Consider the following 22,821-nt stretch of genomic DNA (forward strand, 5'->3'; position numbering starts at 1 on the left):
ACGTGTTGCAAGGCCATCCGGTAGGCGACGTCGAAAGCCTCCTGGGCGGTTACGGCCACGTCGGGTTCCACGCCGGTGCCTTCCCAGTTGGTGCCGGTGACCGGGTTGATGGAGCGGGCCACCGGGACCGTGATTTCGAGGGTCGGTGTGATCGGGAAGGCATCCGTCGGATGAGCGCCTCCCTTGGTCGTCGCGCCGACCAGGACGGCTCGTTTCTGCGCCTTGAGGTTGTAGCAGATCTCCTCGTCGGCCGAGAAGGTGGATTCGCTGGTCAGCAGGTATAAGGGCCGGTCGAGATACCGCTCGCCGGGCAGCCATGCGTGGCTCCAGAATTGACGGGTCCGGCCGGTGGAACCTTCGTAGATGCTGTTGAGATGGGTTTCTCCGTCCGGGAAGAAGTAGCTCGTCCAGAACACGGCACCGTCGGGAGATCCACCCCGGTTCGCACGAAGATCAACTATCAATGCGTGCGTCTGTGACACCAACTCCATGGCCGCGACGATCGCCCGCCCACCGATACCGGCCGAGGTGACGAACCGCAGATCGAGCATCCCGACGTTGCCGTTCAGCCGCTCCACACGCGCGATGCCGTAGTTGGTGAGTCGCTGCTGCTCTCGCCAGACCGCCTCCATCTCGGGCTTGGTGAGCGCTTCGCGCACGTCCTCGGTACGTGCCCGCACCCGCAAGTGCTTGTCCTGACAGACTTCGAACAGTTCCGCCGTCAGCCGCTGGCCGAGGGCTTCCTCGTCCAACTGGTCATACTCACCGGCGGCCAGTCGCCTGCGGATGCGCTCAGCCGCCTCCTGAGCCCGGTCGGCAAAAATGTAGTTTCCGCACAACAGTTCCAGTGCCTTTTCCACCAGCTTTGCCGACATCGACGCACCATCTCCAAGATTCATCTGGTCCGGGTTCCCGTCCGCTCGTCGTCCGTCACACCAATTCCGGTACGCCTTGCCGGACGGGATCCTCCGATTCCGGCTGACCTGGACCATCGGCCGGGGTGGCGGCGCGCAGCGCGGCTTCGACCCGGCGGTTGCTGGTCATGCTCGCCGTGATGGCGGTCATGGTGAGGAGGAGACCGGCGGCGGTGTAGAGCGGGGTACGAACGTCGCTTGTGGAGGCCAGCCAGCCGCCGAGGAACGCGCCGAGCGGGGCGGCGCACATGGCGAGCATGCGCGAGGTGGAGGTGACCCGGCCTATCAGGTGGGCGGGGACGATCGCCTGTCGCAGGGAGGGTGCGAGCACCATCGTGGCGCCCATGGCTGCTCCGCAGACGGCGAGCGCGAGGCCGGCGAGGTAGGGGTTCGGGGCGGCGGCAAGGCCCAGGATGGCGAGTCCTTCGATGGCGGCTGTGCAGGTCAGTGCGGTGCCGGTGCCGAGTCGCCGGCCGAGGGGGGAGGCGATGGCCGCGCCGAGTAGGCCGCCGGTGGCCTCTGCTGTGAGGAGCAGGCCGAAGCCGTAGGTGCTGATGCCGAGGCGGTCGTGGGCGAAGAGGGCGAGGACGGTCCCGACGGCGGTGAAGGCGATGTTCCCGACGGCTGGGCGAAGGGCGAGGCCGAGCAGGAGCCGGTCGCGGAAGACGTACGCGGCGCCGGCCCGCGCTTGGCGCAGCAGCGATTCGCGGGCCTGCGTCGCGGGTCGGGGCACGGCAGGAAGCGACCGGACGAGCAGCGCGGAGAGCGCGAACGACACCGCGTCGGCGAACAGCGGCACCGCCCGCCCGAGCGCGAGCAGGGCGCTGCCCGCGGGCGGTCCCGCGAAGCCGGACATGGCGGTTTGGGCTCCGCGGAGGCGGGAATTGGCGCGCTCCAGTAGTGCGGAATTGCGGCCGAGCAGGTCCGGCAGGTAGGCCGTGGCGGCCGTGTCGAAGAAGAGGCTGCCGAGGCCGAGCAGGAAGGCGACGGCCGCGAGAAGCGGGATGCTCAGCACGTCGAATACGGCTGCTGCCGCTGCTGTTGCGAGCAACACCGCACGCGCGGCGTCGGTGACCCACATCGTGTGCCGGCGGTCCCAGCGGTCCACCAGCGCACCGCCGAGCACCCCGAACAGCAGCCACGGCAGCGTCCCGGCGGCCGTGACGACGGCGAGCGCCATCGGATCCCGCGTCAGCGTCAGCGCGAGTAGTGGCAGGGCGGCATGCGTCACCCCGTCACCGAGTGAGGAGATCGTCTGCGCGCTCCACAGTCGTACGAACCCGGTCGGCATCTTCCGAAGGTCTGCGCTCACCTGGCGCCCTCCTCGGCGTGTCCGGGCTGCACCGGGTGGGCCGGGTGGAACAGCGCGAAGACGAGCGACGTGTCGGGCAGCGCCGGGTCGGACAGCTCCCGGTACTCGTCGGCCAGTGCGTGCAGCCGCGCCCCCAGCTCCGCGAACTGTTCGTCGGTGAGCCGCAGGTGCGCCATCCGTACGTACCGCTGGCCATCCGCCGGCGACGCTTCCAGGTCAGCCACGGCGTGGCGCATCAGCACGTCCGGCCCTCCCTCGCCCGGATCGGGCAGCTCGATCGACCGCGCGGCCATCGCGTAGTACCGCTCGATGACCCCCCGCACCTTCCGCGTCCGGACCACCTTCACCAGGCCGGCCCGCTCCAGCAACCGCACGTGATAGCTGGAGCTGCCCTTCGCCAGACCCACCCGGTCGGCGATCTGCGTAATCGTCGCCGGCTCGAAGCGCAGCACGGCCATGATCCGGTGACGCGTGAGATTGGAGACGGCGCGTAGCTGCTCGTCTGTGGTGACGTGAAACGTCTCGGGCAGATCATCGGTAGGCATGCGCTCAATGGTCAACGTTCCTTGACCATTGCGCAAGCGTTCCGGGCGACCTTTCGCAGAAGATCCAGAACCCGGCGCGGGACAACAGGGACGGGCGCGCGGCCCCAGAGGGTCGCCCACCGAAGATCGAGTGCGCCGACAGGACGTCAGCCTGCTACCGGCCGACGACCGACTGTGACAGCAGGTTGACCCGAGCACGGACAATGGCAGAAGCGATCGCCCGAGTGCCCGCTGCACTAATCCCGCTCCATCTGGAGGGATGCATGGCCGACGAATGGCTGGACAACGCCGAAGTCTTGGTCCTGCAGCCACTTGAGGACTCGCCACTGCCACTCTGGAAAATGCGCTGGCACGAGGAGACGACACGGCAGCAACTCGCTGACATCCTCGCGCCCGCTTTGATCTCGCTGGCAACACGAGGCTTCGTCGAAGTGCGCCAGTTCCGCAATTGCCCGCGCAATGGGAGGAAGGCGTGCCGCTGACCGATGACGACCTTGCGCGAGAGAGCACACGCACTGCCGTCTGGTCCGACAGCCCCGAGGGCGTCGTACTCGCCGCTCACATCACCGAGGCCGGCCACAGGCTTCTATAGTTTGCCCCGCCTGCAGCCGCACGCTCGGCGGCAAAATCGTATGGCCGGTACCGGAGTTCTCTTCCTAGCCGCGCCTGAGCCGTCGCCATAGTGAACGCGGCTCAGTCTCGTCAGGCTGTTCCCGCAGCGCTTGCTGCTCACTTCTCAATTCCGACAGGCATGCGGCGAGACCGGTGCGCAGAGCAGCACACGTGCCGCAGTCGGAAATGGCGCACCCTCGATGGTCGTTGGCGATAGTGACGAGAGCGCGTTGGATGACGCCAGTGGTTAACGTCGTGTAGCCGCCATGCTGGTTCGGGTCCGGGGCGGCGAAGAGGTCAACAGGGTCGATACTGAGGACCTGCCGTTCCGGACCGTAGTGCCCAGCGGCTTCGGCAATGCGATCGATCGTTTCCTGAAGTGCAGTGATCCGGTCCACGCTAACTCCCCTGAGATGACGCCAGGCGTGATCACGATAGGCGGCACATATGTGCAGCGTGCACCGGGTAACACTCACCGAGTTCTGCCATCTGCACAGCCGCAGGCCGGTGGCAGTTGCCGGCACCGGATACGCCTTATGCCGCCTTTGCCTGCTCGTCGTGGCCGATGGTCGAACGTCCTCTCTTCGGCGACGAGGCTGTCGACCAGCGCGAGCGTGTTCTCGGGAAGGGTCGGTTCGGCACCGACACCGACGGCTACAAGGCGATGCTCGCATTCGAGCTGCCGCCGCTCGCCCCGCCGTTCAGGCGATCAACACGGTCATCAGCGCACGCCAGGACGACCCGCTCATCGCCGCCCTCGGCACTGTGCACCAGGCGATCGAGCAATATCCGGATGAGCAGGCCGCCACGATCGCTGCCTTCCGGACCGCATTCCCACCGTGATAGCGAGGAGCGAGGCCGCAAGGGCAACAGGGTCCGCCCGGCGCCTGCGACTTCGGCTGCGTGATGCACGCTGATGCCGCGCGATCCGGGAGGCGCTCGGACGCGGACGCTCAGCGAACGCTGTCGCCGACTGTCTGCCGGGGACGGGCGTTTCGCATCCGGATGGCGCTGAACTCGCCTCCCGCCGCCACGACCGCGTCGACATACGGCCACAGCGAGGCGGTCAGGCGCACCTCCACGTCATGCCGGCCCAAGGCGGTCAGGCAGTCGTCGACCTCGGTCACCTCCCGCACCCGGGCGGTCTGCTCACTCACCCAGTAGCCGGCCGTCGCGTCGAGCAGCGTGAAGTTCGCCGGATCGAGGTGGTGAACGTTGAGGGACGCCTGCCGGAGACGGGGCAGCCATCCGTGCTCGACCACGATCACGCGGGCGGCGGGTGAGCTGAGCAGGGCATGCGGCGCTGGGGGCGTCGCCCAGCACACTCGGGGACAATCCCGGGGCAGCAGATAGTTCGGCAGCCGCGTCTCGTCGACAGCCCAGACCCACTCGCGCCCTTCATATGGTGTGCCGGGAGGCGAGGGCCGGGGGCTCATCGTGGTGAACGGACCCTCATCACTGACGTGGAACAACCTGGGCGGCAGCACGCGGTCACGGTACCGGTGTTCCCGGGCCGACAGTCGCGGCCGGGACTGCGGGCGGCCGCCCGCTCCCCCTATGGTGGCGCGATGCGATTAGTTACCAGCCTGACCGGCGTGGCTCTGCTCGCCACCTGTCTGGCCGGCTGCAGCGCCGACGAGCCCGAGGCCGCGGCGCAGCAGCCGGCGGCGGCCGTGCAGATAACGCCGGTTGCGGCAGCCGCCACCATCAAATACGTCTTCCCGGTGCGCGCGTCGAACGTGTCGGTGCCCAAGACGCACTCCGGTTACCCGGCCACCGACATCTTCGCCGCCTGCGGCAAGCCGGTGCTGGCCACCACCAGCGGTGTCGTGTTGGAGGTCAGCCGCAAGGACCGGTATGTGAAGGGCAAGCCGGACGGGCCGTACAACGGGGGCAAGTTCGTCTCGATCCTCGGTGACGACGGGGTCCGCTACTACGGTTCGCACCTGAGCAAGGTGACGAAGGGCATCAAGAAGGGTGTCCGGGTGAAGGCCGGCCAGGTGGTCGGCAAGCTCGGCAAGACCGGTAACGCCAGCAACGTCTGCCACCTGCACTACGGCATCTCGCCGCCGTGCAAGAAGACCGGCGACTGGAAGGTGCGCCGGGGCGTGGTGTGGCCGGCGAAATACCTGAACTCGTGGCGCAAGGGCGGGCAGAAGAGCCCGGTCGCGGCCGTGAAGGCGTGGAACCGCAAGCACCACTGCAAGGCTTGAGCCACACCGGTTGCGGCTCAGCGTGAGCTGAGCCGCAACGCCTCGGCGAGACGGTCGAGCGCCGCGGTGAACTCACCGGCCGGCAGGTGCCCGAAGCCGAGCCGGAAGACCCGGTCGTCCTCGCCGAACCACGAGCCGGGCGCCACCCGGGTCTGCAGCGACGCGAGCCGGGTGTAGAACGCGGCGACGTCGACGTCCGGGCGCAGGCGCACGCAGCACAGCGGCCCGCCGTGCGGCACGACCAGGTCGACCGGCTGATCGGCCGCCCACCGGCGCAGCTCGCCCCACTGCTCGCCGAGGAATTTGGCGCGCGGCGCCAGGATCTCGTCGCGCCGCTGCAGCACCCGGGTGGCCAGGAATTCGTCCACTGCGGAGCAGGCGATCGTGGTCACGAACTTCGCCTCGCGCAGCCGCTCGTACAGGGCCGGGTCGGTCACGGTGAGCCAGCCCAGCCGCAGGCCGGGTGCGCCGTGCGCCTTCGACACCGACGAGCAGGTGACGACGCCCGGCAGGACCGCGGCCGACGGCGGGACGGGGCTTTCGGCGTACGTCGACTCCCGATAGGTCTCGTCGACCAGGACCACCGCCTGCGGTGCGCGGGAGCGCACCGCAGCGAGCAGCTCGCGCAGCTCGCTCTCGGTGACGCGGACGCCGGAGGGATTCTGCGGCGAGGCGAGCGACACCAGACGGGTACGCGGCCCGAGCGCCGCCACCACCCGTTCCAGTGGCAGGCGGTAGCCGTCGTCGAAGCTCGCCCGCACCACGTCGATCTCGGCGCCGAGTCCTTCCGGGACGGTCCGCGCCGGCGGGAAACAGGGCGTGACCAGCAGCACCCGGTCGCCGGGCCGGCACACGGCCTGGGCGAGCAGGAACATCCCCTCGATCGCGCCGACCGTGACCAGCACCTGGCCGGCGGTCACGCCGGTCCCGGCGGCGATGAGTTCCCGCAGCGCGATGTCGCCGCGGGTGGTGCCGTAGCCGAGCGGCACGGCGGCGAGTTCGGCCGGGTCGGCGAGGTCGCCGAGCGACACCGGTGGGCAGGTGCTCTCGGCCAGGTCGAAGCGGGCGTGGTCGTCGATCAGCGCGGTCATGGCGCTCGGCGCGAAATCGGTCATGCGTTCATCGTCGCGGCGGGCCCCTTCCCGGAGCAGGGCCAATGCCGTTAGATTGGTTTGCTGATGGAGCCAATCGGGTTGGTGGAGCGTCTGGGTCGCTGGTCGTCCGGGCGCGGCGCGCTGTATCTGCTGCTCGCGGCGCGGATTCGCACGCTGATCGACGAGGGCGAGCTGCCGCCGGGCGCGCCGCTGCCGCCGGACCGCGCGCTGGCGACCGCGCTGGCGGTGGGCCGCAGCACCGTGGTCGCGGCCTACGACCTGCTGTGCGGCGAGGGCCGGATCGTGCGGCGCCAGGGCAGCGGCACCCGGGTGGCCGGCCCGGTCGCGGCGACGGCCCGGCCAACGACCGAGGCGCCGGGATTCCTGCACCTGCTCGAACCCCGCGACGGCGTGATCATGCTGGCCTGTGCGGCGCCCGACGCGCCGCCGCCGGAGCTGGTGGAGGCCTATGCGCGGACCGTGCCGCGGCTGGCGGACATCGCCGGTGACATCGGCTACCACCCGATGGGCCATCTCGCGTTGCGCGAGGCCCTCGCGGACCGGTTCACCGCCCGCGGGCTGCCCACCACCGCCGACCGGGTGCTGATCACCACCGGCGGGCAGCAGGCGCTGACGCTGCTGGCCCGGGCCCTGATCAGGCCCGGTGACCGGGTGCTGGTGCAGGCGCCGACCTATTTCGGGGCGCTGGAGGCGTTCCGGGAGGAGGGTGCGGTCCTGCGGACGGTTCCGGTCACTCTCGGTGGCTTCGCTTCCGCTCTCGCACATCACAAACCCGTGCTTTCGTACGCGGTGAGCACCTTCCACAACCCCACCGGCAGTGTCCTGGGCCCCGCGGTCCGGCGCAGGATCGCTGCGGCGTCCGCCGCGGCCGAGGTCCCGTTGATCGAGGACGAGGCCCTGACCGACCTGGGTTTCCCCGGCGAGCCGGTGCCGCCGCCGATCGCCGCCCACCACGACGGCGTGATCACGATCGGCTCGCTGAGCAAGGTGGCGTGGGGCGGCCTGCGGGTCGGCTGGGTCCGGGCGACCGCCGCGATGATCGCCCGGCTGGCGCGGATGCGTACCGTGTTCGATCTGGGCGGCAACGTGCCCGCCCAGCTGGCCGCCGCCGAGCTGATCCCGCGGCTGGAGCCGCTGCTGCGGCGCACCGCCGCCGAGCGCCGCGCCCACCATGACCACCTGCGTGCCGAACTCGCCCGGCATCTGCCGGCGTGGCACGCGCCGGCGGTGCCCGGCGGGCAGACCCTGTGGGTGCGGCTGCCGCACGGCGACGCTCGCTCGTTCGCCCAGCTGGCGCTGCGGCACGGGGTGGCGGTGCTGCCCGGTTCGGGTCTCGACCCGGACGGCACCAGCGACGATCATCTGCGCCTGCACTTCCTGGCGGCGCCGCAGGAGTTGAGCGAGGCCGTGCGGCGGCTCGCCGTCGCCTGGCGGGAGTACGACGCCCGCCCGGCCCGCGCCACATATCCGCCCGCGATGGCGGTTTGAGAGCCGTCGACCTGACAGTTCGTTGATCTCCCGGCGGGCGGCTGCGATAGTCCACCCGAGCCATGGGGAGGCCGAAAAGTGCAGATCACCGACGCCGCCGGCGTGCCGGTACGCCAACCGCCGGAACGTCTCGCGATGCTCGCCGTCGCGGTGATCGCCTATGTGATCGCCTCCTGGGCGTGGGCGCTGATGGGGCCGCTGGCGCCGATCCTGGACGAGGCGCTCGGGCTGACCCCGGTCCAGCAGGCCCTGGCGGTGTCGCTGACCGTGGTGGTGGGCGCGCTGGGCCGGGTGCCGGTCGGCGCCCTGACCGACCGGTTCGGTGGCCGCGTCATGTTCGTGGTGGTGGCCGCCGCGACGATCGTCGCCCTGCTGGTGCTGGCCACGGCGGGGACCCGGTCGGCGGTGGGGCTGCTGGCCGGCGCCGCGCTGCTGGGCATCGCGGGCACCATGCTCACCGTCAGCGTGCCGTTCGTCAGTGCCTGGTTCGCCGGCGGGAGCCGCGGCCTGGCCCTCGGCGCGGTCGGGGCGGGCCTGTGCGGCAATGCGATCGCCGGGTTCACCGCTGTCCGGCTGGTCGACGAGTACAGCCTGGCCGCGCCGTTTCTGGTCGGGGCCGCGATGCTCGCGGTGTTCGCTCTGGTCGCGGGCTTCGCGGCGCGCAACGCGCCGGCTCTGGCGGCGTCGCCGGCGCAGGGCCGCGGCCGGTTCGCCTCGGCGTTGCGGTTGCCGGTCACCCGGCGGGCGGCGCTCTGGTACGCGGTGGGCTTCGCCTCGTTCGCGACGTTCACCGCCGCCCTGCCGCTGTACCTGGTCAACACCTACCAGGTCAGTGCGGTGCGCGCCGGTGACGTGCTGGGCGTCGTCGTCATCGTCTCGGTCCTCACCCGGCCGCTCGGCGGCTGGCTGGCCGACCGCCTGGAGCCGGCCCGGCCGCTCGCCGTCGCGCTGATCGCGATCACCGTGGCCGCCACGGTGCAGGCATTCACTCCCCCGCTGCCGGTCATGCTGGCGGCCACCCTGCCGGTGCTGGCCGTCGGCCTGGGCGTGCTCCAGACGACGATCATGGCGCAGCTCGCGGTCGCGGTGCCGCCGCCCATGATCGGGCTGGTGATCGGGCTGGTCAGCACGGCGGCCGGGGTCGCCGGGTTCCTGGCCCCGCTGGTGATGGCGATCTCCTTCACGCGCACCGGTGGATACGGGCCGGCGTTGTGGCTGATCGCCGCGCTCAACGCGGTCGCGGCAGTCAACGCGCTGATCAATGTCAGACGGTCGCCGCTTGCCGGGCGCGCGCGCACCCTCAGCTGAACCGGCGCATTAGGATCGGCCGATGGCAGCGATCGCGCAGATCTCCCTCGGTGTCGAAGATCCGGAGCGTGCGGGCGCCTTCTGGATGGAGGCGCTGGGTTATGTGCGGCGCCCGCCCCGGTGGGACGGCGACGACTGGATCGTGATCGAGCCACCGCCCGGTGTGGTGGGCGCGCCGATCGCGATGGACACCAGCGAGAGCCCGGCGCCGGAGCTGCCCCGCATCCACCTGGACCTGCAGACCGACGGTGATCTCGACGCCGAGGTGGCCCGCCTGGTCGGGCTCGGCGCGCAGCGCGTGGACTGGCCGTTCTATCCGGAGCCGGGCGAGCGGCACCCGGACGAGGTGCCCTATGTCGTGCTCGCCGATCCGGAGGGCAACCGTTTCTGCGTGGCCGGCGTTCACTGACGCAGGCTGCGCTGGATCATCGCGACCAGGGCGTCCACGTCGGTGTCGGTCATCGGTTCGCCGGTCATGCCGAGGCGGTGCAGCAGGGTGCCGACGACCACGTCGATGAGGAACAGCACCCGGCTCTCGGACTCGCCGAGCGCCTTCTGCAGCGCCATTTTGTAGGGCTCCTGCAGCTGGCCGGCGAGGATCTCGCGCAGGGCGGGGTCGTTGACGGCGTCGGTGAAGACGCCGGCGAAGGCGGCCCCGATCCCGGGTTCGCCGATCTTGCCGGCCGTCCAGCGGATCGCCCCGGCCATGATCTCGTCCGGACTGTCGCCGTGCAGCGGCGCCGGGCCGAACGCGTCGAGCAGGCAGGCGGTGATCAGCGCGCCCTTGGTCGGCCAGCGCCGGTAGATCGTGGTCTTCGCGATGCCGGCCGCGGCGGCGATGCGGTCGACGGTGGCCCGCGCGTAGCCGAGGTCGTGGACGGTGCTCAGCGTCGCGGCGAAGACGAGGTCGTCGATGCCGGTGCGGGGACGGCCGGGTGGTCGGGGCATGGTCACACCCTAGCGAGTTGTGCTACTTCTAGTATCGATACTCGAAGTAGCGTAATCGAGGGGATGCCATGACCGCCACACGACGACCGCCGCTGGGTGTCCGGCTGCTGCGGGCCCTGCGCACCGAACCGGACTGGGCGGCGCTGACCGCCGGCGAGCTGGAGCGGTTCCGCGACGCCGAGAACCGCCGGCGCTCGGCCCGGCTGACCCGGCTGGTCAGCGGCTTTCCGGACCGTCGCGCCCGGATCGCCTGGCAGCAGCTGACGCTGCCGGATCGCCATCTCCGGGTTCGCGTGTACCGCCCCGCCTCCCCGGCGGGCGAGCCGCTGCCGCTGATCGTGCACGTGCACGGTGGCGGTTTCGTGGGCACGGCGGTGCAGTGCGACTGGATCAGCAGTCACGTCGCGGCGAGCCTGCCCGCCGTCGTCGTGTCGGTCGAGCACCGGCTGATCAGCCCGCGGGTCCCGCTCGCCGCGGCGGTCGACGACGGCTGGGACGTGCTGCGTTGCGTCGTGGGCGACGCCGCACAGTGGGGTGTCGACCCGCGGCGGGTCGCGGTCTTCGGCGAGAGCGCCGGTGGGGCGGTGGCCGCGATGGCCGCGATCCGGGCCCGCGACGCCGGGCTGCCGCTGCGCGGGCAGGTGCTGGTCAACCCGTGCACCGATCTGACGCCGGCGGCGCTGGACTACCCCTCGATGACCGAGCACGCCGACAGCCCGATGCTCACCGTCGCGCAGATGCGACTGTTCGTGCGCCTGGCCGTACCCGATGGATCTGATCCGCAGGCGGTGTCGCCGCTGCGGGCCGGGGATCTCAGCGGCCTCGCGCCCGCGCTGGTGGTGGTGCCGCTCGTCGACCCGGTGGCCGACCAGGGCCGCGCCTATGCCGGGCGGCTGCGTGAGGCCGGCACGCCGGCGCAGGTCTGCGAGCATCCCGGGGCGCCGCACGCGTTTCTCAGCATGCCCGGCCTGGTGCCGCAGGCCCGCGACGCCCGGGCTCGGATCACCACGTTCCTGCGGCAGCAGCTGGCCGTGCAGCCCGCGCTCAGCGAATAGCGGATCCGGCCGATAGGGGGAGGTCAGATCTCTCTCGACAGGGGTCACGGATGGGGTACCGGGTGTCACTGCTGCATACCGCGGTGTTCGCTCTCGCCTACCTGGCGGCGTCCCTGGCCGGACGGCTCACCGTGATGGACGGCACCAACCTGAGCATGGTGTGGCCCGCCGCCGGGGTCGCGGTGATCTGGTTCTGCGCGCAGCGGCACTCCCCCGCGTTCTGGGCGGACGCCGGCGCGCTCGTGGTGATCTCCCTGTTCGCGAACTCGCTGACCGGGGCGACGTTCGCCACCGCGCTGGCGTCCGCGGCCGCCAACCTGGCCCAGGCGCTGGTCTTCGTTCTGCTGCTGCGGCGCTGGCGGCCGGGCCTGTGGGGCGGGGGCGGCACCGAGCCGGTGCGCTCGCCCCGTGACCTGTGGAGTCTGCTGGCCGCGTCGTTCGCCTCCACCGCCTGCGGGGCGCTGGTCGGCCCGACCAGCCGGTGGCTGCTCGGCGACGGGTACTCGTGGGTCTCGGCGGTCGTGTGGCTGGCCCGCAACACCGCGAGCACCCTGATCATCGGCATCGCCGGGATCTGCGTGGGGCAGGCGGTGGCGACCTACCGGGCCCGTCACGGCTCGCTGGCCGGGTGGCGCCGTCACTGGCTCACCACGCTGCGCGGCACCCCCCGCTGGCGGATCCTCGAGTACGCGACCCTCGCCGTCTGCACCACCTCGCTGTACATCCTCGGGTTCCACTACGGCGACCGCCTGCCGCTCACCTTCGCCGTGCTCGGTCTGACCGTGTGGGCCGCCACCCGGCTGGCGACGCCGTTCGTGGTGGCGCACAGCCTGGTGGCCGCCACCATCGCCGCGCTCTACACGGTGCACGACGGCGGCCCGTTCGCGATCGTGGAGAGTCACGCCCTGCGGTCGATCATCCTGCAGACCTTCGCCGCCATGGTCGCCGTGGTGGGCCTGGCGCTGGCGCTGGGCCGCGACGAGCGCGACCGGCTGATGACCGAGCTGGCCGCGCAGCGCGAACAGGCGTCGCGGCACGCCGAACTGATGACCGCGATCGTCGACTCGATGGCCGACGGCCTGGCCGTGCTCGACTCCACCGGCCGGGTGCTGCTGCGCAATCCCGCCTCGGTGCACCTGCTCGGCTGCGGCGGGTCCTGCGAGTTCTTCCGGCCGGACGGCTCCCGCTACGCCGGCGACGAGCAGGCCTACCTCACCGCGCTGGTCAGCGAACAGGCACGCACCATGGAGACGCTGGTGCGCAGCCCGGGAATGTCCGAGGGCCGGGTCGTCCGGGTCACCGCCACCGCCCTGCCGAACCCGGACGGCACCCACAGCACGGTCGTCCTGTTCCACGACGTCACCGCCGAACGCCGCCACCGCGACGAGCTGACCAACTTCGCCGGCGTGGTCGCGCACGACCTGCTCAACCCGCTGAGCAGCGTGGACGGGTGGACGAGTGCCGCGCTCGGCGCCCTCGACGAGGTGCCGGCGCATCCTGGGCGCGACGAGGTCCGCGCCGATCTGACCCGGCTGTCCCGGGCGTCCGGCCGGATGCGCTCGCTGATCGACAACCTGCTCGAGTACACGACGGCCCGCGACGCGATGGTCGCCCCGGCGCGGGTCGACCTCGCCGCCGTGGTGGCCGAGATCGCGAGCGCCCGCGCCGACGCCGCCGTCGCGGCCGGCAAACCGGAGCCGCAGTTCACGATCGGCGGGCTGCCGCCGGTGAACGCCGACCCGGTGCTGGTGCGGCAACTGCTGGACAACCTCATCGGCAACGCGATCAAGTACACGGCCGCCGGCGTCCGGCCGGCCCTGACGATCACGGCCACCGACGAGAACGACCGGGTCCGGGTCTGCATCGCCGACAACGGGATCGGCATCCCGGAGGGGCAGCACGACGCGATCTTCGCCAACTTCCACCGCGCGCACCTGAGCGGCGGCTATCTCGGCACCGGCCTCGGGCTGGCGATCTGCAAACGGATCGTGGAACGTCACGGTGGCACGATCGCGGCCACCGACAACCCCGGCGGTGGGTCGCGCTTCACCTTCACGTTGCCGTCGGCGTCGGCGATCTCCGCCGTACGGGTCCTCGCGCCCGCCTAGCCGCTGCTGTTCGCCAGGTCTTCGGCGGCCCGCCGGCACTCGTCGCACGGTGGCAGCTGCGCGACCGAGACGTGCATGTCACTGAGGTACATGTCGTAGGCGACGTCGACCGCGGCCTGATCGCTGGCCCCGACCACGTTGCCGGGTGTGGAGCACAGCGTGTGGCCGATCCGTCCGCCGTCCCCGCTCGGGTCGTCGTACAGGTTCACGGACAGGTGCCGCCGCAGACCGTCGCGGTCGGTGCACGGCTCAGGTGTCATCAGGAACTCCCTTCGCTGCGCCCGCCTCACTCGTACCCGGTGGCCATCACCAGGCATTCGGCGAGCAGCTTCCAGCTCGGCTCGGACGGCATGGCCTCGCCCCGGTTGGTGTGCAGCGCTCCGAGGTCGTCGAGGCCGGCGGCCAGCGCGTCGAGAAATCGCTCCAGGGTCGGGTTCTCCCAGGCCTGCGGGTGGGCGCGCAGGTCAGCGAGCATCAGCTCGACGATGCGGGCCACGTCGGTGTGGGACTGCACGCGGGCCAGGTCGGGCTCGGCGACGTCGGCGAAGCGTCCGGTGTCGGAGGGACGGGGCATGTGCCCATCGTGACCCTCCCGCTCAAGCCACCTCGATGATCGTGGCCGTCCCCGCGACGGGCCGCCTTTCGTGCATGGTGATCGTTCGGCCCGGTTGCAGGTCCCGCCAGTCGCCCGGGACCAGGGGCGCCAACCGGACCGAGCCGGTGGCGCCCGGCGGCAGCTCCGGTGCGTACTCCACCCAGACGCGCGCCACCCGCAGATCCGGTTCGCCCGCCGCGGTGCGCCGGCCGATGTCCCACAGTGGGCGCAGGACCCCGCGACCGGGGACTGCGGTCGTCCGGCCGCCCTGCGCGGGCGGGATCAGCGTCAGTTCCGCCCGGATGATCCCGTGGATGCTCTCCCACCGGCCCCAGCGGCACCAGGCGGCGGTGTCAGCGAGCACCATCAGATCGGCGGCCTCGATCAGCAGGTCCCACCACACGGGTGGCGGCCGCCACCCGGCGTCCAGGTCGGCGAGAAAGTCGAGGGCGATCTCCCATTCGTCGTGGTCCAGGAACTCGCCGACGTCGGCGACGGTGCGGCCAGCCTCGTTGACGACGTGCGGGGGCAGCATGCCGACGGCGCGCGCCAGCAGGTCAGCGACATTCACCGGGCGGCCGGGACCGTCAGGGCGGCGTACAGGGCACGGTGATCGGAACGGGTCACCGCATGCACCTCGACGTCGCTGACCCCGACCCGCTCGTCGACCAGCACGTGATCGATGGTCACCGGCGGGATCAGGTCCCCGTCGTACGGTCCCCAGGTCGGAACCAGGCCCTCGCCCACCGCGTCGGCGGCGTCCCGGTAACCGGTGTCGATGAGGTCCCGCAGCGCCTCGTGGTCGAGCGTCGCGTTGAAGTCGCCGAGCAGGATCCGCGGCGCGCGGTCGCGATCCGCCGGCAGCTGCTCGCGCAGATCGGCCCACCAACCGGAGAGCACACTCGGATGTGCCGGAGCCAGCGGATGCACCGACTCCACATGGACCGCGGCCGCACCGGGCGGCTGGATCACGCCGAACACCTGCTGGAACCCGCCGTCGTTGCGCCGCGACCCCGGGTCGGTCAGCGGATAACGGGAGTACAGCCCCGAACCGCTCGCACCCTCCTCCGGCGCCAGCTGCTGATGCGGCAGCAGCTCGGCGAGCCCGGCAGCCTTCAGCGCCTCCGCGCTGCCCGCGGTGAACTCCTGCAGGGCGAGCACGGCCACGTCGTTGTCCCGCACCAGCCGCACGACGTCGGCCGCATCGGCCTCGCCGAACCACACGTTGGCGGTCATCACCCGCAGCTCGACGCCCCCGGTGGGACGGTCGCCGAACTCCGGCAGGGCGCGCGGCAGCACACACGCGGCCAGGCCGACGGCGACCAGCCCGGCCGCCACGGCGGCCGCCCACCGCCTGATCGCCAGCGCGATCAGCAACACGATCAAGGACCAGACAGCGACGTACGGTGTGAACGCCACCAGCATGACCAGGATGCCCCGTTCGAGCCCGAAGACCCGGCCCGGCAGCCAGACCAGTGCCGGCGCCAGCAGCACCCAGGGCAGCAGCTTGCGGACGAGCGGTCGCGTCCGCGCCGGGGCGTTCATGATCGTCATGGCGGTGACGGTATCCGGTCTAGTCTTCCCGGCATGGCGTTGCGACCCGACGAGTTCCGCGACCACGCGCTCTCCGCCGCCGACGAGGCGGGCCGGTTGCCGTTGGCGCGGATGACCGGATGGGAGATCAGCCCGTTCGAGCGGGAGGGTCTGCGCGTCTCACCGTTACGGCCGCCGGTCCTGCCGGAGCCGGCACGCCACGGCGAGGATCCGGCCGACTGCGTCGCCTGCCACGAGCGGGATCAGGGGATCTGGTTCACCGACCGGTGGCGGCTGGTCCGTTTCCCGGGCGTCGGGGTGCCGCTGGCGCTCATGCTCTACCCGCGCGAGCACCACGACCTGGCGGACCTGCCCGACGACCTGGCCGCCGAGCTAGGTGTGATCACCGCGCACATCGTCCGGCACGTACAGGCCTTGCCGCACATCGCGCGGGCGCACGTCTACCGCATCGGGGACGGCCTGGCCCACCTGCATGTCTGGTTCTTCGCCCGCCCTGAGGGCCAGGCGCAGCTGCGCGGTTCCTGGCTGGTCGTCTGGGACGATCTGCTGCCGGAGTATCCGGCGGAGGTCGCCGGCGCGGACGCGGCGATCGTGGCGTCCGCCCTGGTCGCCTCCTACGGCGGCCGGCTGGCCGATAGCCGGTCGCCGGCCTGACCGGTGCGGCATCATGGCCCGGTGGAGTCGTTCGAGGAACTCCTGCACGCCCTGGACCGGGCCGGCCTGTGGTCGGAGATCCCCAAAGCCGGCAAGCGTGACGTGGTCGCGGCGCTGACGTCCGGCAAGGAAGTGACCTGGCGTGCCGGCGGCGTCTGGAACGTCGACGGCGAGGACATGGCCGACGGTGACGTGGAGCAGTGGCTGACCAGCATGGCTGATCCGCTGCGCGACTGCGGTGTCGACCTTCGTGTCGACAGCGTGATCCGTCCGCACGACCCGGAGTCGACCGGCTACGCGATCTCGGTGAACGGGCAGCGACTCGACCTGTACTCCTTCGTCGAGGGTGAGCCCCACCTCCCGGATGTCGAGGACGCCTGGACGGATTGCAGTGTGCGTCCCGCCGCCCGGGTGAACTCCCTGCTGGCGACCGCGGGCAGCAGCCGCCGGGTCGCGCTGTTCTGGCCCGGCTGGAATTTCGGCACCGCGGTGCTGGGCGAGGAACGGGTCCTCCGGCGTTTCACCGCGACGTTCTGGCGACGCCTCGTGCGGCGAGCCGCGGTTCCCGCGAACTGCGTCATCCCGTAGGGCCTGCGCCGCCCCGCTACGGTGTCGGTGTGGCTGACGTGCTGGTGCTCGACCCGAATGAACCGTTGGCGCTCACGGTGACTGAAGCGCTCCACAGTGGTGACGTTCCCGCGCTGCGGAAGCTGCTGGCCGAGCACCCGGACCTCGTCTCGGCCCGCGTCGGCGGTTCCCGCACGCTGCTGCACGTTCTCACCGACTGGCCCGGCCACTTCCCGAACGGGGCTGCCGCGGTTGCCGCACTGGTCGAGGCCGGCGCCGATGTCGATGCGCGGTTCGCCGGGTCACATCAGGAGACGCCGCTGCACTGGGCGGCCAGCTGCGACGACGTCGCGGTGCTGGATGCGCTGCTGGACGCGGGCGCGCCAATCGACGCGCCCGGGGCGGTCATCGGCGGGGGCACGCCACTTGATGACGCGACCGCGTTCGGGCAGTGGCGGGCCGCGTACCGGCTGGTGGAACGCGGCGCCCGTACCACGCTGTGGCATGCAGCTGCCCTGGGTTTGCTGGACCGGCTGCGGGTCTACTTCGCCGGCGCGGAGAAGCCGGCGCCGGCCGAGCTGAACAACGCGTTCTGGGGTGCCTGCCACGGCGGCCGGCCGGAGGCCGTCCGCTTCCTCGCCGGTCACGGCGCCGACCTCAACTGGATCCCTACCTGGGAGAACCTGACCCCGCTGGACGCGGCCGTCCGCAGCGACGCCGCCGACGTGGTCACCTGGCTGCGCGAGCGGGGCGCCAAGACCGCGACCCGATGATGCGGCTGGCCGACACCGTGCCGTCCGGTTGGCTGGCAGCCTTGCCGGAGCTCATAGCCGAGTTCACCGATCGGTGGTCGCTGACGGTCGGGCCACCTTTCCAGCCGGGTGGCAGCTGCGCCTGGGTGGCGCCGGCCCGCGACCGCGCCGGCCGTGACCTGGTCCTCAAGCTGGCCTGGCAGCATGACGAGGCCCGCGACGAAGCCGAGGGTCTTCGCGAGTGGAACGGCGCCGGCGCGGTGCTGTTGCATGCGCATGCGGCCGCCCCCGCCACGTCGGTGCTGCTGCTGGAGCGATGCCGGCCCGGCATCCCGCTGGCCGAGGCCGTCCCCGAAGCCGACCAGGACGAGATTGTCGCCAAGCTGCTGCAACGGCTTTGGCAGGCACCGGCGGACGCTGCCGTGTTCCGCCCGCTGTCGGTCATGAGCGCCGCCTGGGCCGCCGAGTTCGAGCAGAAGCTGGCCGCCACTCCCGGCCCTCTCGATCCCGGCCTGGCCCGCGCCACCCCCGGCTCTCCCGATCCCGGCCCGGCCCGCGCCACCCCCGGCCCTCCCGATCCCGGCCTGGCCCGCGCCACCCCCGGCAGTCTCGATCCCGGCCTGGCCCGCGCCGCAACCGACCTGCTGCGGAGCTTGCCGGCAACAGCCGAGCGTCAGGTGCTGCTCTGCACCGACCTGCACGCCGGCAACATCCTCGCCGCCGCCCGCGAGCCCTGGCTGGTCATCGATCCCAAGCCTTACGTGGGCGACCCCACCTATGACGCGGTGCAGCATCTGCTCAACTGCGATCAGCGCCTGTTCGATGACCCGATCGGTTTGGCGCAGCGGATGGCGGCCCTGCTCGACCTCGACCCCGAACGACTCCGGCTCTGGCTTTTCGCCCGCTGCGTCCAGGAGTCCCTGGACCATCCGAACCTACGCGCCGTCGCCGCCCGGCTCGCCCCAAGCTGAGCCGGTCCTCACACTGCTGAACTCGCCCAGACAACGCCCAGTTCACGGTGCGCTGAGACCGGCCTTCACACCGCGTTACTCTCCCCGCGTTGTAACCGGCCTCCACACCGCCCAATTCGGCCCCGAGTCGGATCGGGTCTGACGCTAACCAGCATGCCCGGAGCTGAGCCCGCTGCACGCCACCCGCTCGCTCCGAGCAAAGTCGGGCTTCATTCCGCCCACCTCGCCTCACGCTTCTCCGGGTTCGACGCCCGCCCAACCACCCCGAGCCGAGCCGGGCCTGACGCCGTTCAGCTCGCGTCGGGACTGCGGCGCTTGGCCCAGGCCGCCAAGAACAACCCACCGACGGCCATCACAACGAAGCAGGTGAGCTGCACAGCGAAGCCGCCCGGCACCCACCGCAGGATGCCTCCGTTGTCGTGGTCGACGAGCAGGCGGATGGCGCCCTGCGCTCCCACGACCAGCAGAATCAAGCCGATAACCAGCGCTGCCACGTGCCCCATCGCGATCTCCCCGCCCTTGATTTGGTCCGATCGAACCATAACAGCATTGGTACGATCGCACCACATAGCCAAGCTTGATCAGAAGGAATGCGCATGCCGCGCCAGGTCGACCACCAGCAAAGACGCCATCAGATCGCCGAGGCCGTCTGGCGGCTGGCCGTCCGCGGCGGCCTGGAAACCGTCACGCTGCGGCACGTCGCCGCCGAAGCCGGCGTGCCGGCCCGCCAGCTGCAGTACTACTTCGGCACCCGCGAACAGCTCCTGCTGGGCGCCCTGGAAATCTTGAACACGGACGCCGAGCTGCGCGCCGCGCAGCGCATGGCCACGCTGGGCGACAACCCCCAACCATTGGTACGAGGCATCCTCCTGGAACTACTCCCCCTCGACGACGAGCGCCGAAAGACCCAGATCGTGTACGCCGCATACTTCGTGCGCTTCCTGACCGACCCGGCCCTGGCCCCCGCCGCCCGCGACGACACCCACGCACTCGAAGCCCTCGTCGCGTCGATGCTGCATCGTGGCCAGGAACTCGGCCTCGTCGACGCCAAGCTCGACGCCGTCGCCGAAGCGGCGTTCCTGGTCGCCGCAGCCCAGGGCCTGCAGTCCGCCGTGCTGCTGGGCCAGTACTCGCCGCAGGACGCCATCAACCTGATCGACCACCAGCTCAACCGCCTGTTCCCCAGCGCAGACGGGTAACCAGCCGGCATCCGGGCGCAGGCCAGCCCGTCAGCGACGGCCCTTCCGGTGCAGGCTCAGACGCGACGGGTCTCGGACACAGACGCGGCACGGAGGCCGGTGCGACGCATACCGGCGAGACATAGGAGTGGTGGCGGCGCGGCGAGGGCTTCCTCGTCAGCGTAGGTACTGTCCCGGCGTGTGGCCGAAAGCGCGGCGGAAGGTGTCGATGAAGGCGCTCGCCGATGCCCAGCCGCAACGGTGAGCGACGCTGGTGACGGGGATACCGTCGGCGAGCATCAGGAGTGCGTGGTGCAACCGCAACTGCGTGCGCCACTGCGGAAAGGTCATCGCGCATTCCGCTTTGAAGAGCCGGCTGAGCGTACGCTCGCTGGCGCCGACCTCGCGCCCCAACGCGGCGAGCGTCCGCTGGTCGGCGGGGTTGTCGCGCAGGATCGCGCAGACTTCCTGCAGCCGAGGCTCGGTGGGCGCCGGCAGGTGCAGCGGCTGCTGCACCGCGGTTCGCAGCTGGTCGAGCAGGACCGCACGCAGCCGGACGCGCGGCGGCGTCTCGTCGTGGGGCGGTCGGGTGTAGGCGAATATCAACTCACGCAGCAGCGGGGTCACGCCGAGCACGGTCGGTTCCCGCAGGCCGAGCGGATTGTCGTCCAGGTGCAGACCGATCAGATGCAGTTCGGCGTTCCCGTGCGCCTGATGCGCGTGAACGGTGCCGGCCGGAATCCAGATGGCCCGGGTGGCCGGGGCGACCCAGGAGCCGGCATCCGTGTCGACGGTGAGAACTCCTCGGCCCGCGTAGACGATCTGATGATCATCGTGGCGGTGCGCGTCGATGAGCGCGCCCGCCGACAGCCTCTGGCTGCGGGTAGGAGCCGAGGCGACGTGACGAATTCCCGGCTGCGGATCGCCATGCCAATGCATGCCGGTGAGCGAGCCTGACGCGAACACCTTGCCGCGAGGCGGGCCGACGACGTCGCGGGTCTCCGGCTGGTGGCCATCAGGGTGGTGCGCGCCCGCGACGAATGACTCGCTGTGGGCTTGGGCGGCGGCGTGGCGGGTTTCCTGCATTACTCGGCAGATTATCGGAAGCCGGACAAGGCCTTCGGCGGTAACGATGGCGGGGTGCGGGCGAACAGGTCGATCGTTGTGATGTCGGTGGGACACGCGTGCGTGGACGTCTATCAAGGCGCGGTCGCCGCGCTGGTCCCGTTCTTCGTGGTCGAGCGCGAATACACCTACGCCGCGGCCTCGGCGCTGGTGCTGGCGGCTTCACTGCTCTCCTCGATCGCGCAGCCCGGCTTCGGGCTGCTGACCGACCGGTACCGCCTGCCGTGGCTACTGCCGGCCGGCACGGTGGTGGCGGGCGTGGGGATCGGGTTGAGTGGGGTCAGCGATTCCTACCTCCTGACGCTGCTGTTCATGGCGGTGGCCGGGGTGGGCGTGGCGGCTTACCACCCGGAGTCGGCGCGGCTGGCGCGGCGGGCCAGCGGTGGCCGCCACACCGCGATGGGCTGGTTCGTGCTGGGCGGCAATCTGGGGTTCGCCGGTGCGCCGCTGCTGGTCGCCGCAGTGGTGGGAGCCGGTGGGCTGCGCTGGACGCCGTTGCTGGTCCTGCCCGCTCTGGTCGGTGCGGCTCTGTGCGTACCGATCATGGTGTTGGCACGTGCCGGCCGCGTGGCGGCCGCGCCGGGCCGGACCGGCGTCGATGATCGCCGGTCGTTCGTCATTTTGTCGCTTGCGGTCGTCTGTCGCTCCATCGTGTTCGTCGGGTTGAGCACGTTCGTGGCGTTGTATGCGCGCGAGCGCACGGGTGGTGGCACCGACGCGGGTGCGCTGGCGCTGGGGTTGCTCTATCTGGGCGGTGCGGTCGGCACGGTCGCCGGTGGGCGGCTCGCCGACCGGTGGGGGCGGATCGTCGTGGTGCGCTGGTCCTATCTGCTGACGGTGGTGGCGACGGCGGGTGTGGTGTTCGTGCCGGGGCCGGCGCTCTACCTGTTTGTGGCGTTGACGTCGGCTGGGCTGTATGTGCCGTTCTCGTTGCAGGTGACGCTGGGCCAGGACTATCTGCCGTCGCGGGTCGGGACGGCGGCCGGGATCACGCTGGGGCTGACGGTCAGCGCGGGTGGCCTGGTCAGTCCGCTGATCGGTGCGCTGGCGGACGCGACGTCGCTGCGGATCGCGCTGATCCCGTTGATCGCTCTGCCGGCGGTGGCGTGGGTCCTGGTCAGCTTGCTGGTCGAGCCGGAGATGGCGACGAGCGTCGGTGGTGGCAGGGCCCGGTGAAGGTGAGTGCCAGCTGGGCGGCGAGGGCGCCGCGGGCCATGGTGTGGGTGAGCGCCTCCGGATCGTTGTAGGCGTGCAGCTTGAGGCCGTCGAGCAGGGCGAGCAGGTGGGCGGCGGCGGTGGTCTCGTCGGTGCCGGTCTCGACCTCGCCGCATTCCTTGCCGTTGTGCACGGCTTGGGCGAGCAGGTCGCGCACGTGGGTGTTGCTCTGCCGCAGCGTGTCGGCCAGGTGTGGGTTGTCGGCGGCGCGGCCGGTGAAGGCGAGCTCGACGCGGTATTCCCCGCGGCGGCGCTCGTCGAGGGGCAGCAGCTCGGTGAGGCCGTCGAGCAGGATGTGCTCGATGCGGGCGCCGGCCTGGTCGGCGCGCTGGGCGCCGTCGACGACGCGCTGCTCGATGCGGTGGCGTGCCTGGGTGAAGGCGTGTCGCAGCATGTCGTCCTTGCTGGGGAAATAGTGCTGGACGAGGCCGACCGAGATGCCGGCGTGAGTGGCTGTGCGGGCCACGGTGACGGCGCCGAATCCTTCGGTGGCGACGAGGTGTTCCACGGCCTCGGCGACCTGGCGGCGGCGGGCTTCGTGGTCTGCGGTGCGAGCCATTGCTTAACCATACAGCGATACGGTATACCTCGA

General features: G+C 71.2%; 27 protein-coding genes. 13 read left to right on the top strand and 14 right to left on the bottom strand.

Translation table 11 applies throughout. From position 1 onward, the window contains the following. From AB0F81_RS36560 to AB0F81_RS36570, 3 genes are all read right to left on the bottom strand, one after another. Positions 1-875 (bottom strand): S41 family peptidase (locus tag AB0F81_RS36560; RefSeq protein WP_360204967.1); only part of this gene is annotated, 875 nt, incomplete at its 3' end. Positions 876-930: 55 nt separating this feature from the next. Beyond that, a complete protein-coding gene (locus AB0F81_RS36565) occupies positions 931-2,226 on the bottom strand; it encodes an MFS transporter (protein WP_360204970.1) in 1,296 nt (431 codons plus the stop codon). Beyond that, positions 2,223-2,771, bottom strand: a complete 549-nt coding sequence (locus AB0F81_RS36570; protein WP_360204973.1) for a helix-turn-helix domain-containing protein — start codon at positions 2,769-2,771, stop codon at positions 2,223-2,225. Before AB0F81_RS36570 ends, AB0F81_RS36565 begins: the two co-directional genes overlap by 4 nt. Positions 2,772-3,034: 263 nt before the next feature. Here AB0F81_RS36570 and AB0F81_RS36575 point away from each other — a divergent pair, with 263 nt between their 5' ends. Continuing rightward, positions 3,035-3,253, top strand: a complete 219-nt coding sequence (locus tag AB0F81_RS36575; protein ID WP_360204975.1) for a hypothetical protein — start codon at positions 3,035-3,037, stop codon at positions 3,251-3,253. Positions 3,254-3,427: 174 nt separating this feature from the next. On the opposite strand, the gene AB0F81_RS36580 is transcribed toward AB0F81_RS36575, so the two are convergent. Together AB0F81_RS36580 and AB0F81_RS36585 are read right to left on the bottom strand one after the other, a co-directional pair. Further along, positions 3,428-3,781, bottom strand: a complete 354-nt coding sequence (locus AB0F81_RS36580; RefSeq protein ID WP_360204978.1) for a hypothetical protein — start codon at positions 3,779-3,781, stop codon at positions 3,428-3,430. A gap of 555 nt (positions 3,782-4,336) precedes the next feature. Beyond that, the gene (locus AB0F81_RS36585) at positions 4,337-4,870 is read right to left on the bottom strand and encodes a DUF6886 family protein (protein WP_360204980.1); all 534 of its coding nucleotides are present in this window, start codon (positions 4,868-4,870) and stop codon (positions 4,337-4,339) included. A gap of 81 nt (positions 4,871-4,951) precedes the next feature. On the opposite strand from AB0F81_RS36585, the gene AB0F81_RS36590 reads away from it, so the two are divergent. Next, entirely contained in the window at positions 4,952-5,596 is a 645-nt protein-coding gene (locus AB0F81_RS36590) for a M23 family metallopeptidase (protein WP_360204983.1), read from the top strand. A 17-nt stretch (positions 5,597-5,613) separates the two neighbouring features. Here AB0F81_RS36590 and AB0F81_RS36595 read toward each other — a convergent pair whose 3' ends face one another. After that, entirely contained in the window at positions 5,614-6,711 is a 1,098-nt protein-coding gene (locus AB0F81_RS36595; RefSeq protein WP_360204986.1) for a pyridoxal phosphate-dependent aminotransferase, read from the bottom strand. Between the two features lie 81 nt (positions 6,712-6,792). Between AB0F81_RS36595 and AB0F81_RS36600 the strand changes: the two genes are divergently transcribed. The 3 genes from AB0F81_RS36600 (at position 6,793) to AB0F81_RS36610 (ending at position 9,916) form a co-directional block, all read left to right on the top strand. Beyond that, complete coding sequence (locus AB0F81_RS36600; RefSeq protein ID WP_360204989.1) at positions 6,793-8,199, top strand: PLP-dependent aminotransferase family protein; 1,407 nt, start codon at positions 6,793-6,795, stop codon at positions 8,197-8,199. Positions 8,200-8,277: 78 nt separating this feature from the next. Then, the gene (locus AB0F81_RS36605; RefSeq protein WP_360204992.1) at positions 8,278-9,507 is read left to right on the top strand and encodes an MFS transporter; all 1,230 of its coding nucleotides are present in this window, start codon (positions 8,278-8,280) and stop codon (positions 9,505-9,507) included. A 22-nt stretch (positions 9,508-9,529) separates the two neighbouring features. Further along, a complete protein-coding gene (locus tag AB0F81_RS36610) occupies positions 9,530-9,916 on the top strand; it encodes a VOC family protein (protein ID WP_360204995.1) in 387 nt (128 codons plus the stop codon). On the opposite strand, the gene AB0F81_RS36615 is transcribed toward AB0F81_RS36610, so the two are convergent. Beyond that, complete coding sequence (locus tag AB0F81_RS36615) at positions 9,910-10,455, bottom strand: TetR/AcrR family transcriptional regulator (RefSeq protein WP_360204998.1); 546 nt, start codon at positions 10,453-10,455, stop codon at positions 9,910-9,912. The genes AB0F81_RS36610 and AB0F81_RS36615 overlap by 7 nt on opposite strands. 68 nt (positions 10,456-10,523) lie before the next feature. On the opposite strand from AB0F81_RS36615, the gene AB0F81_RS36620 reads away from it, so the two are divergent. Both AB0F81_RS36620 and AB0F81_RS36625 read left to right on the top strand, forming a co-directional pair. Further along, a complete protein-coding gene (locus AB0F81_RS36620) occupies positions 10,524-11,510 on the top strand; it encodes an alpha/beta hydrolase fold domain-containing protein (RefSeq protein ID WP_360205000.1) in 987 nt (328 codons plus the stop codon). 62 nt (positions 11,511-11,572) lie between these two features. Then, positions 11,573-13,618 carry an ATP-binding protein gene (locus AB0F81_RS36625; RefSeq protein WP_360205003.1) on the top strand — a complete coding sequence of 682 codons (2,046 nt, stop codon included), beginning with the start codon at positions 11,573-11,575 and terminating at the stop codon, positions 13,616-13,618. Here the strand turns inward: AB0F81_RS36625 and AB0F81_RS36630 are convergent. The 4 genes from AB0F81_RS36630 to AB0F81_RS36645 are packed head-to-tail and all read right to left on the bottom strand — an operon-like array spanning position 13,615 to position 15,767. Beyond that, complete coding sequence (locus AB0F81_RS36630) at positions 13,615-13,878, bottom strand: hypothetical protein (protein WP_360205006.1); 264 nt, start codon at positions 13,876-13,878, stop codon at positions 13,615-13,617. The two genes, AB0F81_RS36625 and AB0F81_RS36630, sit on opposite strands and share 4 nt — an antisense overlap. A gap of 26 nt (positions 13,879-13,904) precedes the next feature. Next, positions 13,905-14,192, bottom strand: coding sequence for a hypothetical protein (locus AB0F81_RS36635; RefSeq protein WP_360205008.1), 288 nt, complete (start codon positions 14,190-14,192; stop codon positions 13,905-13,907). Between the two features lie 22 nt (positions 14,193-14,214). Further along, positions 14,215-14,784: a hypothetical protein gene (locus AB0F81_RS36640; RefSeq protein WP_360205011.1), complete on the bottom strand. Its 570-nt coding sequence runs from the start codon at positions 14,782-14,784 to the stop codon at positions 14,215-14,217. Further along, complete coding sequence (locus AB0F81_RS36645; protein ID WP_360205014.1) at positions 14,781-15,767, bottom strand: endonuclease/exonuclease/phosphatase family protein; 987 nt, start codon at positions 15,765-15,767, stop codon at positions 14,781-14,783. Before AB0F81_RS36645 ends, AB0F81_RS36640 begins: the two co-directional genes overlap by 4 nt. A 33-nt stretch (positions 15,768-15,800) precedes the next feature. Here AB0F81_RS36645 and AB0F81_RS36650 point away from each other — a divergent pair, with 33 nt between their 5' ends. The 4 genes from AB0F81_RS36650 to AB0F81_RS36665 are packed head-to-tail and all read left to right on the top strand — an operon-like array spanning position 15,801 to position 18,711. Next, positions 15,801-16,421 carry a hypothetical protein gene (locus tag AB0F81_RS36650; RefSeq protein WP_360205017.1) on the top strand — a complete coding sequence of 207 codons (621 nt, stop codon included), beginning with the start codon at positions 15,801-15,803 and terminating at the stop codon, positions 16,419-16,421. Between the two features lie 21 nt (positions 16,422-16,442). Beyond that, on the top strand, positions 16,443-17,009 hold the full coding sequence (locus AB0F81_RS36655) for a hypothetical protein (RefSeq protein WP_360205020.1): 567 nt from the start codon (positions 16,443-16,445) through the stop codon (positions 17,007-17,009). A 29-nt stretch (positions 17,010-17,038) separates the two neighbouring features. After that, positions 17,039-17,761: an ankyrin repeat domain-containing protein gene (locus AB0F81_RS36660; RefSeq protein WP_360205023.1), complete on the top strand. Its 723-nt coding sequence runs from the start codon at positions 17,039-17,041 to the stop codon at positions 17,759-17,761. 41 nt (positions 17,762-17,802) lie between these two features. Then, the gene (locus AB0F81_RS36665; RefSeq protein ID WP_360205025.1) at positions 17,803-18,711 is read left to right on the top strand and encodes an aminoglycoside phosphotransferase family protein; all 909 of its coding nucleotides are present in this window, start codon (positions 17,803-17,805) and stop codon (positions 18,709-18,711) included. A 290-nt stretch (positions 18,712-19,001) separates the two neighbouring features. Here the strand turns inward: AB0F81_RS36665 and AB0F81_RS36670 are convergent, their stop codons facing one another. Further along, a complete protein-coding gene (locus tag AB0F81_RS36670) occupies positions 19,002-19,253 on the bottom strand; it encodes a hypothetical protein (RefSeq protein ID WP_360205027.1) in 252 nt (83 codons plus the stop codon). Positions 19,254-19,307: 54 nt separating this feature from the next. Here AB0F81_RS36670 and AB0F81_RS36675 point away from each other — a divergent pair, with 54 nt between their 5' ends. Continuing rightward, positions 19,308-19,910 (top strand): TetR/AcrR family transcriptional regulator, encoded by a 603-nt coding sequence (locus AB0F81_RS36675; protein WP_360205030.1) that lies wholly within the window; start codon positions 19,308-19,310, stop codon positions 19,908-19,910. A gap of 156 nt (positions 19,911-20,066) precedes the next feature. Here the strand turns inward: AB0F81_RS36675 and AB0F81_RS36680 are convergent, their stop codons facing one another. Further along, positions 20,067-20,975: a helix-turn-helix transcriptional regulator gene (locus tag AB0F81_RS36680; protein ID WP_360205032.1), complete on the bottom strand. Its 909-nt coding sequence runs from the start codon at positions 20,973-20,975 to the stop codon at positions 20,067-20,069. Between AB0F81_RS36680 and AB0F81_RS36685 the strand changes: the two genes are divergently transcribed. Continuing rightward, positions 20,946-22,190: an MFS transporter gene (locus AB0F81_RS36685; protein WP_360205036.1), complete on the top strand. Its 1,245-nt coding sequence runs from the start codon at positions 20,946-20,948 to the stop codon at positions 22,188-22,190. The genes AB0F81_RS36680 and AB0F81_RS36685 overlap by 30 nt on opposite strands. Here AB0F81_RS36685 and AB0F81_RS36690 read toward each other — a convergent pair. Beyond that, a complete protein-coding gene (locus AB0F81_RS36690) occupies positions 22,132-22,788 on the bottom strand; it encodes a TetR/AcrR family transcriptional regulator (RefSeq protein ID WP_360205039.1) in 657 nt (218 codons plus the stop codon). The two genes, AB0F81_RS36685 and AB0F81_RS36690, sit on opposite strands and share 59 nt — an antisense overlap. Positions 22,789-22,821 lie beyond the last annotated feature (33 nt).

Source organism: Actinoplanes sp. NPDC024001, from assembly GCF_040638955.1.
GTDB lineage: Bacteria > Actinomycetota > Actinomycetes > Mycobacteriales > Micromonosporaceae > Actinoplanes.

What these genes read in the sequence shown, in the direction of transcription:
- AB0F81_RS36590 (WP_360204983.1), top strand. Translation starts at nt 4,952, where the DNA reads ATGCGATTAGTTACCAGCCTGACCGGCGTGGCTCTGCTCGCCACCTGT.
- AB0F81_RS36595 (WP_360204986.1), bottom strand. Translation starts at nt 6,711, where the DNA reads ATGACCGATTTCGCGCCGAGCGCCATGACCGCGCTGATCGACGACCAC.
- AB0F81_RS36620 (WP_360205000.1), top strand. Translation starts at nt 10,524, where the DNA reads ATGACCGCCACACGACGACCGCCGCTGGGTGTCCGGCTGCTGCGGGCC.
- AB0F81_RS36675 (WP_360205030.1), top strand. Translation starts at nt 19,308, where the DNA reads ATGCCGCGCCAGGTCGACCACCAGCAAAGACGCCATCAGATCGCCGAG.
- AB0F81_RS36610 (WP_360204995.1), top strand. Translation starts at nt 9,530, where the DNA reads ATGGCAGCGATCGCGCAGATCTCCCTCGGTGTCGAAGATCCGGAGCGT.
- AB0F81_RS36680 (WP_360205032.1), bottom strand. Translation starts at nt 20,975, where the DNA reads ATGCAGGAAACCCGCCACGCCGCCGCCCAAGCCCACAGCGAGTCATTC.
- AB0F81_RS36690 (WP_360205039.1), bottom strand. Translation starts at nt 22,788, where the DNA reads ATGGCTCGCACCGCAGACCACGAAGCCCGCCGCCGCCAGGTCGCCGAG.
- AB0F81_RS36570 (WP_360204973.1), bottom strand. Translation starts at nt 2,771, where the DNA reads ATGCCTACCGATGATCTGCCCGAGACGTTTCACGTCACCACAGACGAG.
- AB0F81_RS36575 (WP_360204975.1), top strand. Translation starts at nt 3,035, where the DNA reads ATGGCCGACGAATGGCTGGACAACGCCGAAGTCTTGGTCCTGCAGCCA.
- AB0F81_RS36650 (WP_360205017.1), top strand. Translation starts at nt 15,801, where the DNA reads ATGGCGTTGCGACCCGACGAGTTCCGCGACCACGCGCTCTCCGCCGCC.
- AB0F81_RS36670 (WP_360205027.1), bottom strand. Translation starts at nt 19,253, where the DNA reads ATGGTTCGATCGGACCAAATCAAGGGCGGGGAGATCGCGATGGGGCAC.
- AB0F81_RS36615 (WP_360204998.1), bottom strand. Translation starts at nt 10,455, where the DNA reads ATGCCCCGACCACCCGGCCGTCCCCGCACCGGCATCGACGACCTCGTC.
- AB0F81_RS36635 (WP_360205008.1), bottom strand. Translation starts at nt 14,192, where the DNA reads ATGCCCCGTCCCTCCGACACCGGACGCTTCGCCGACGTCGCCGAGCCC.
- AB0F81_RS36630 (WP_360205006.1), bottom strand. Translation starts at nt 13,878, where the DNA reads ATGACACCTGAGCCGTGCACCGACCGCGACGGTCTGCGGCGGCACCTG.
- AB0F81_RS36645 (WP_360205014.1), bottom strand. Translation starts at nt 15,767, where the DNA reads ATGACGATCATGAACGCCCCGGCGCGGACGCGACCGCTCGTCCGCAAG.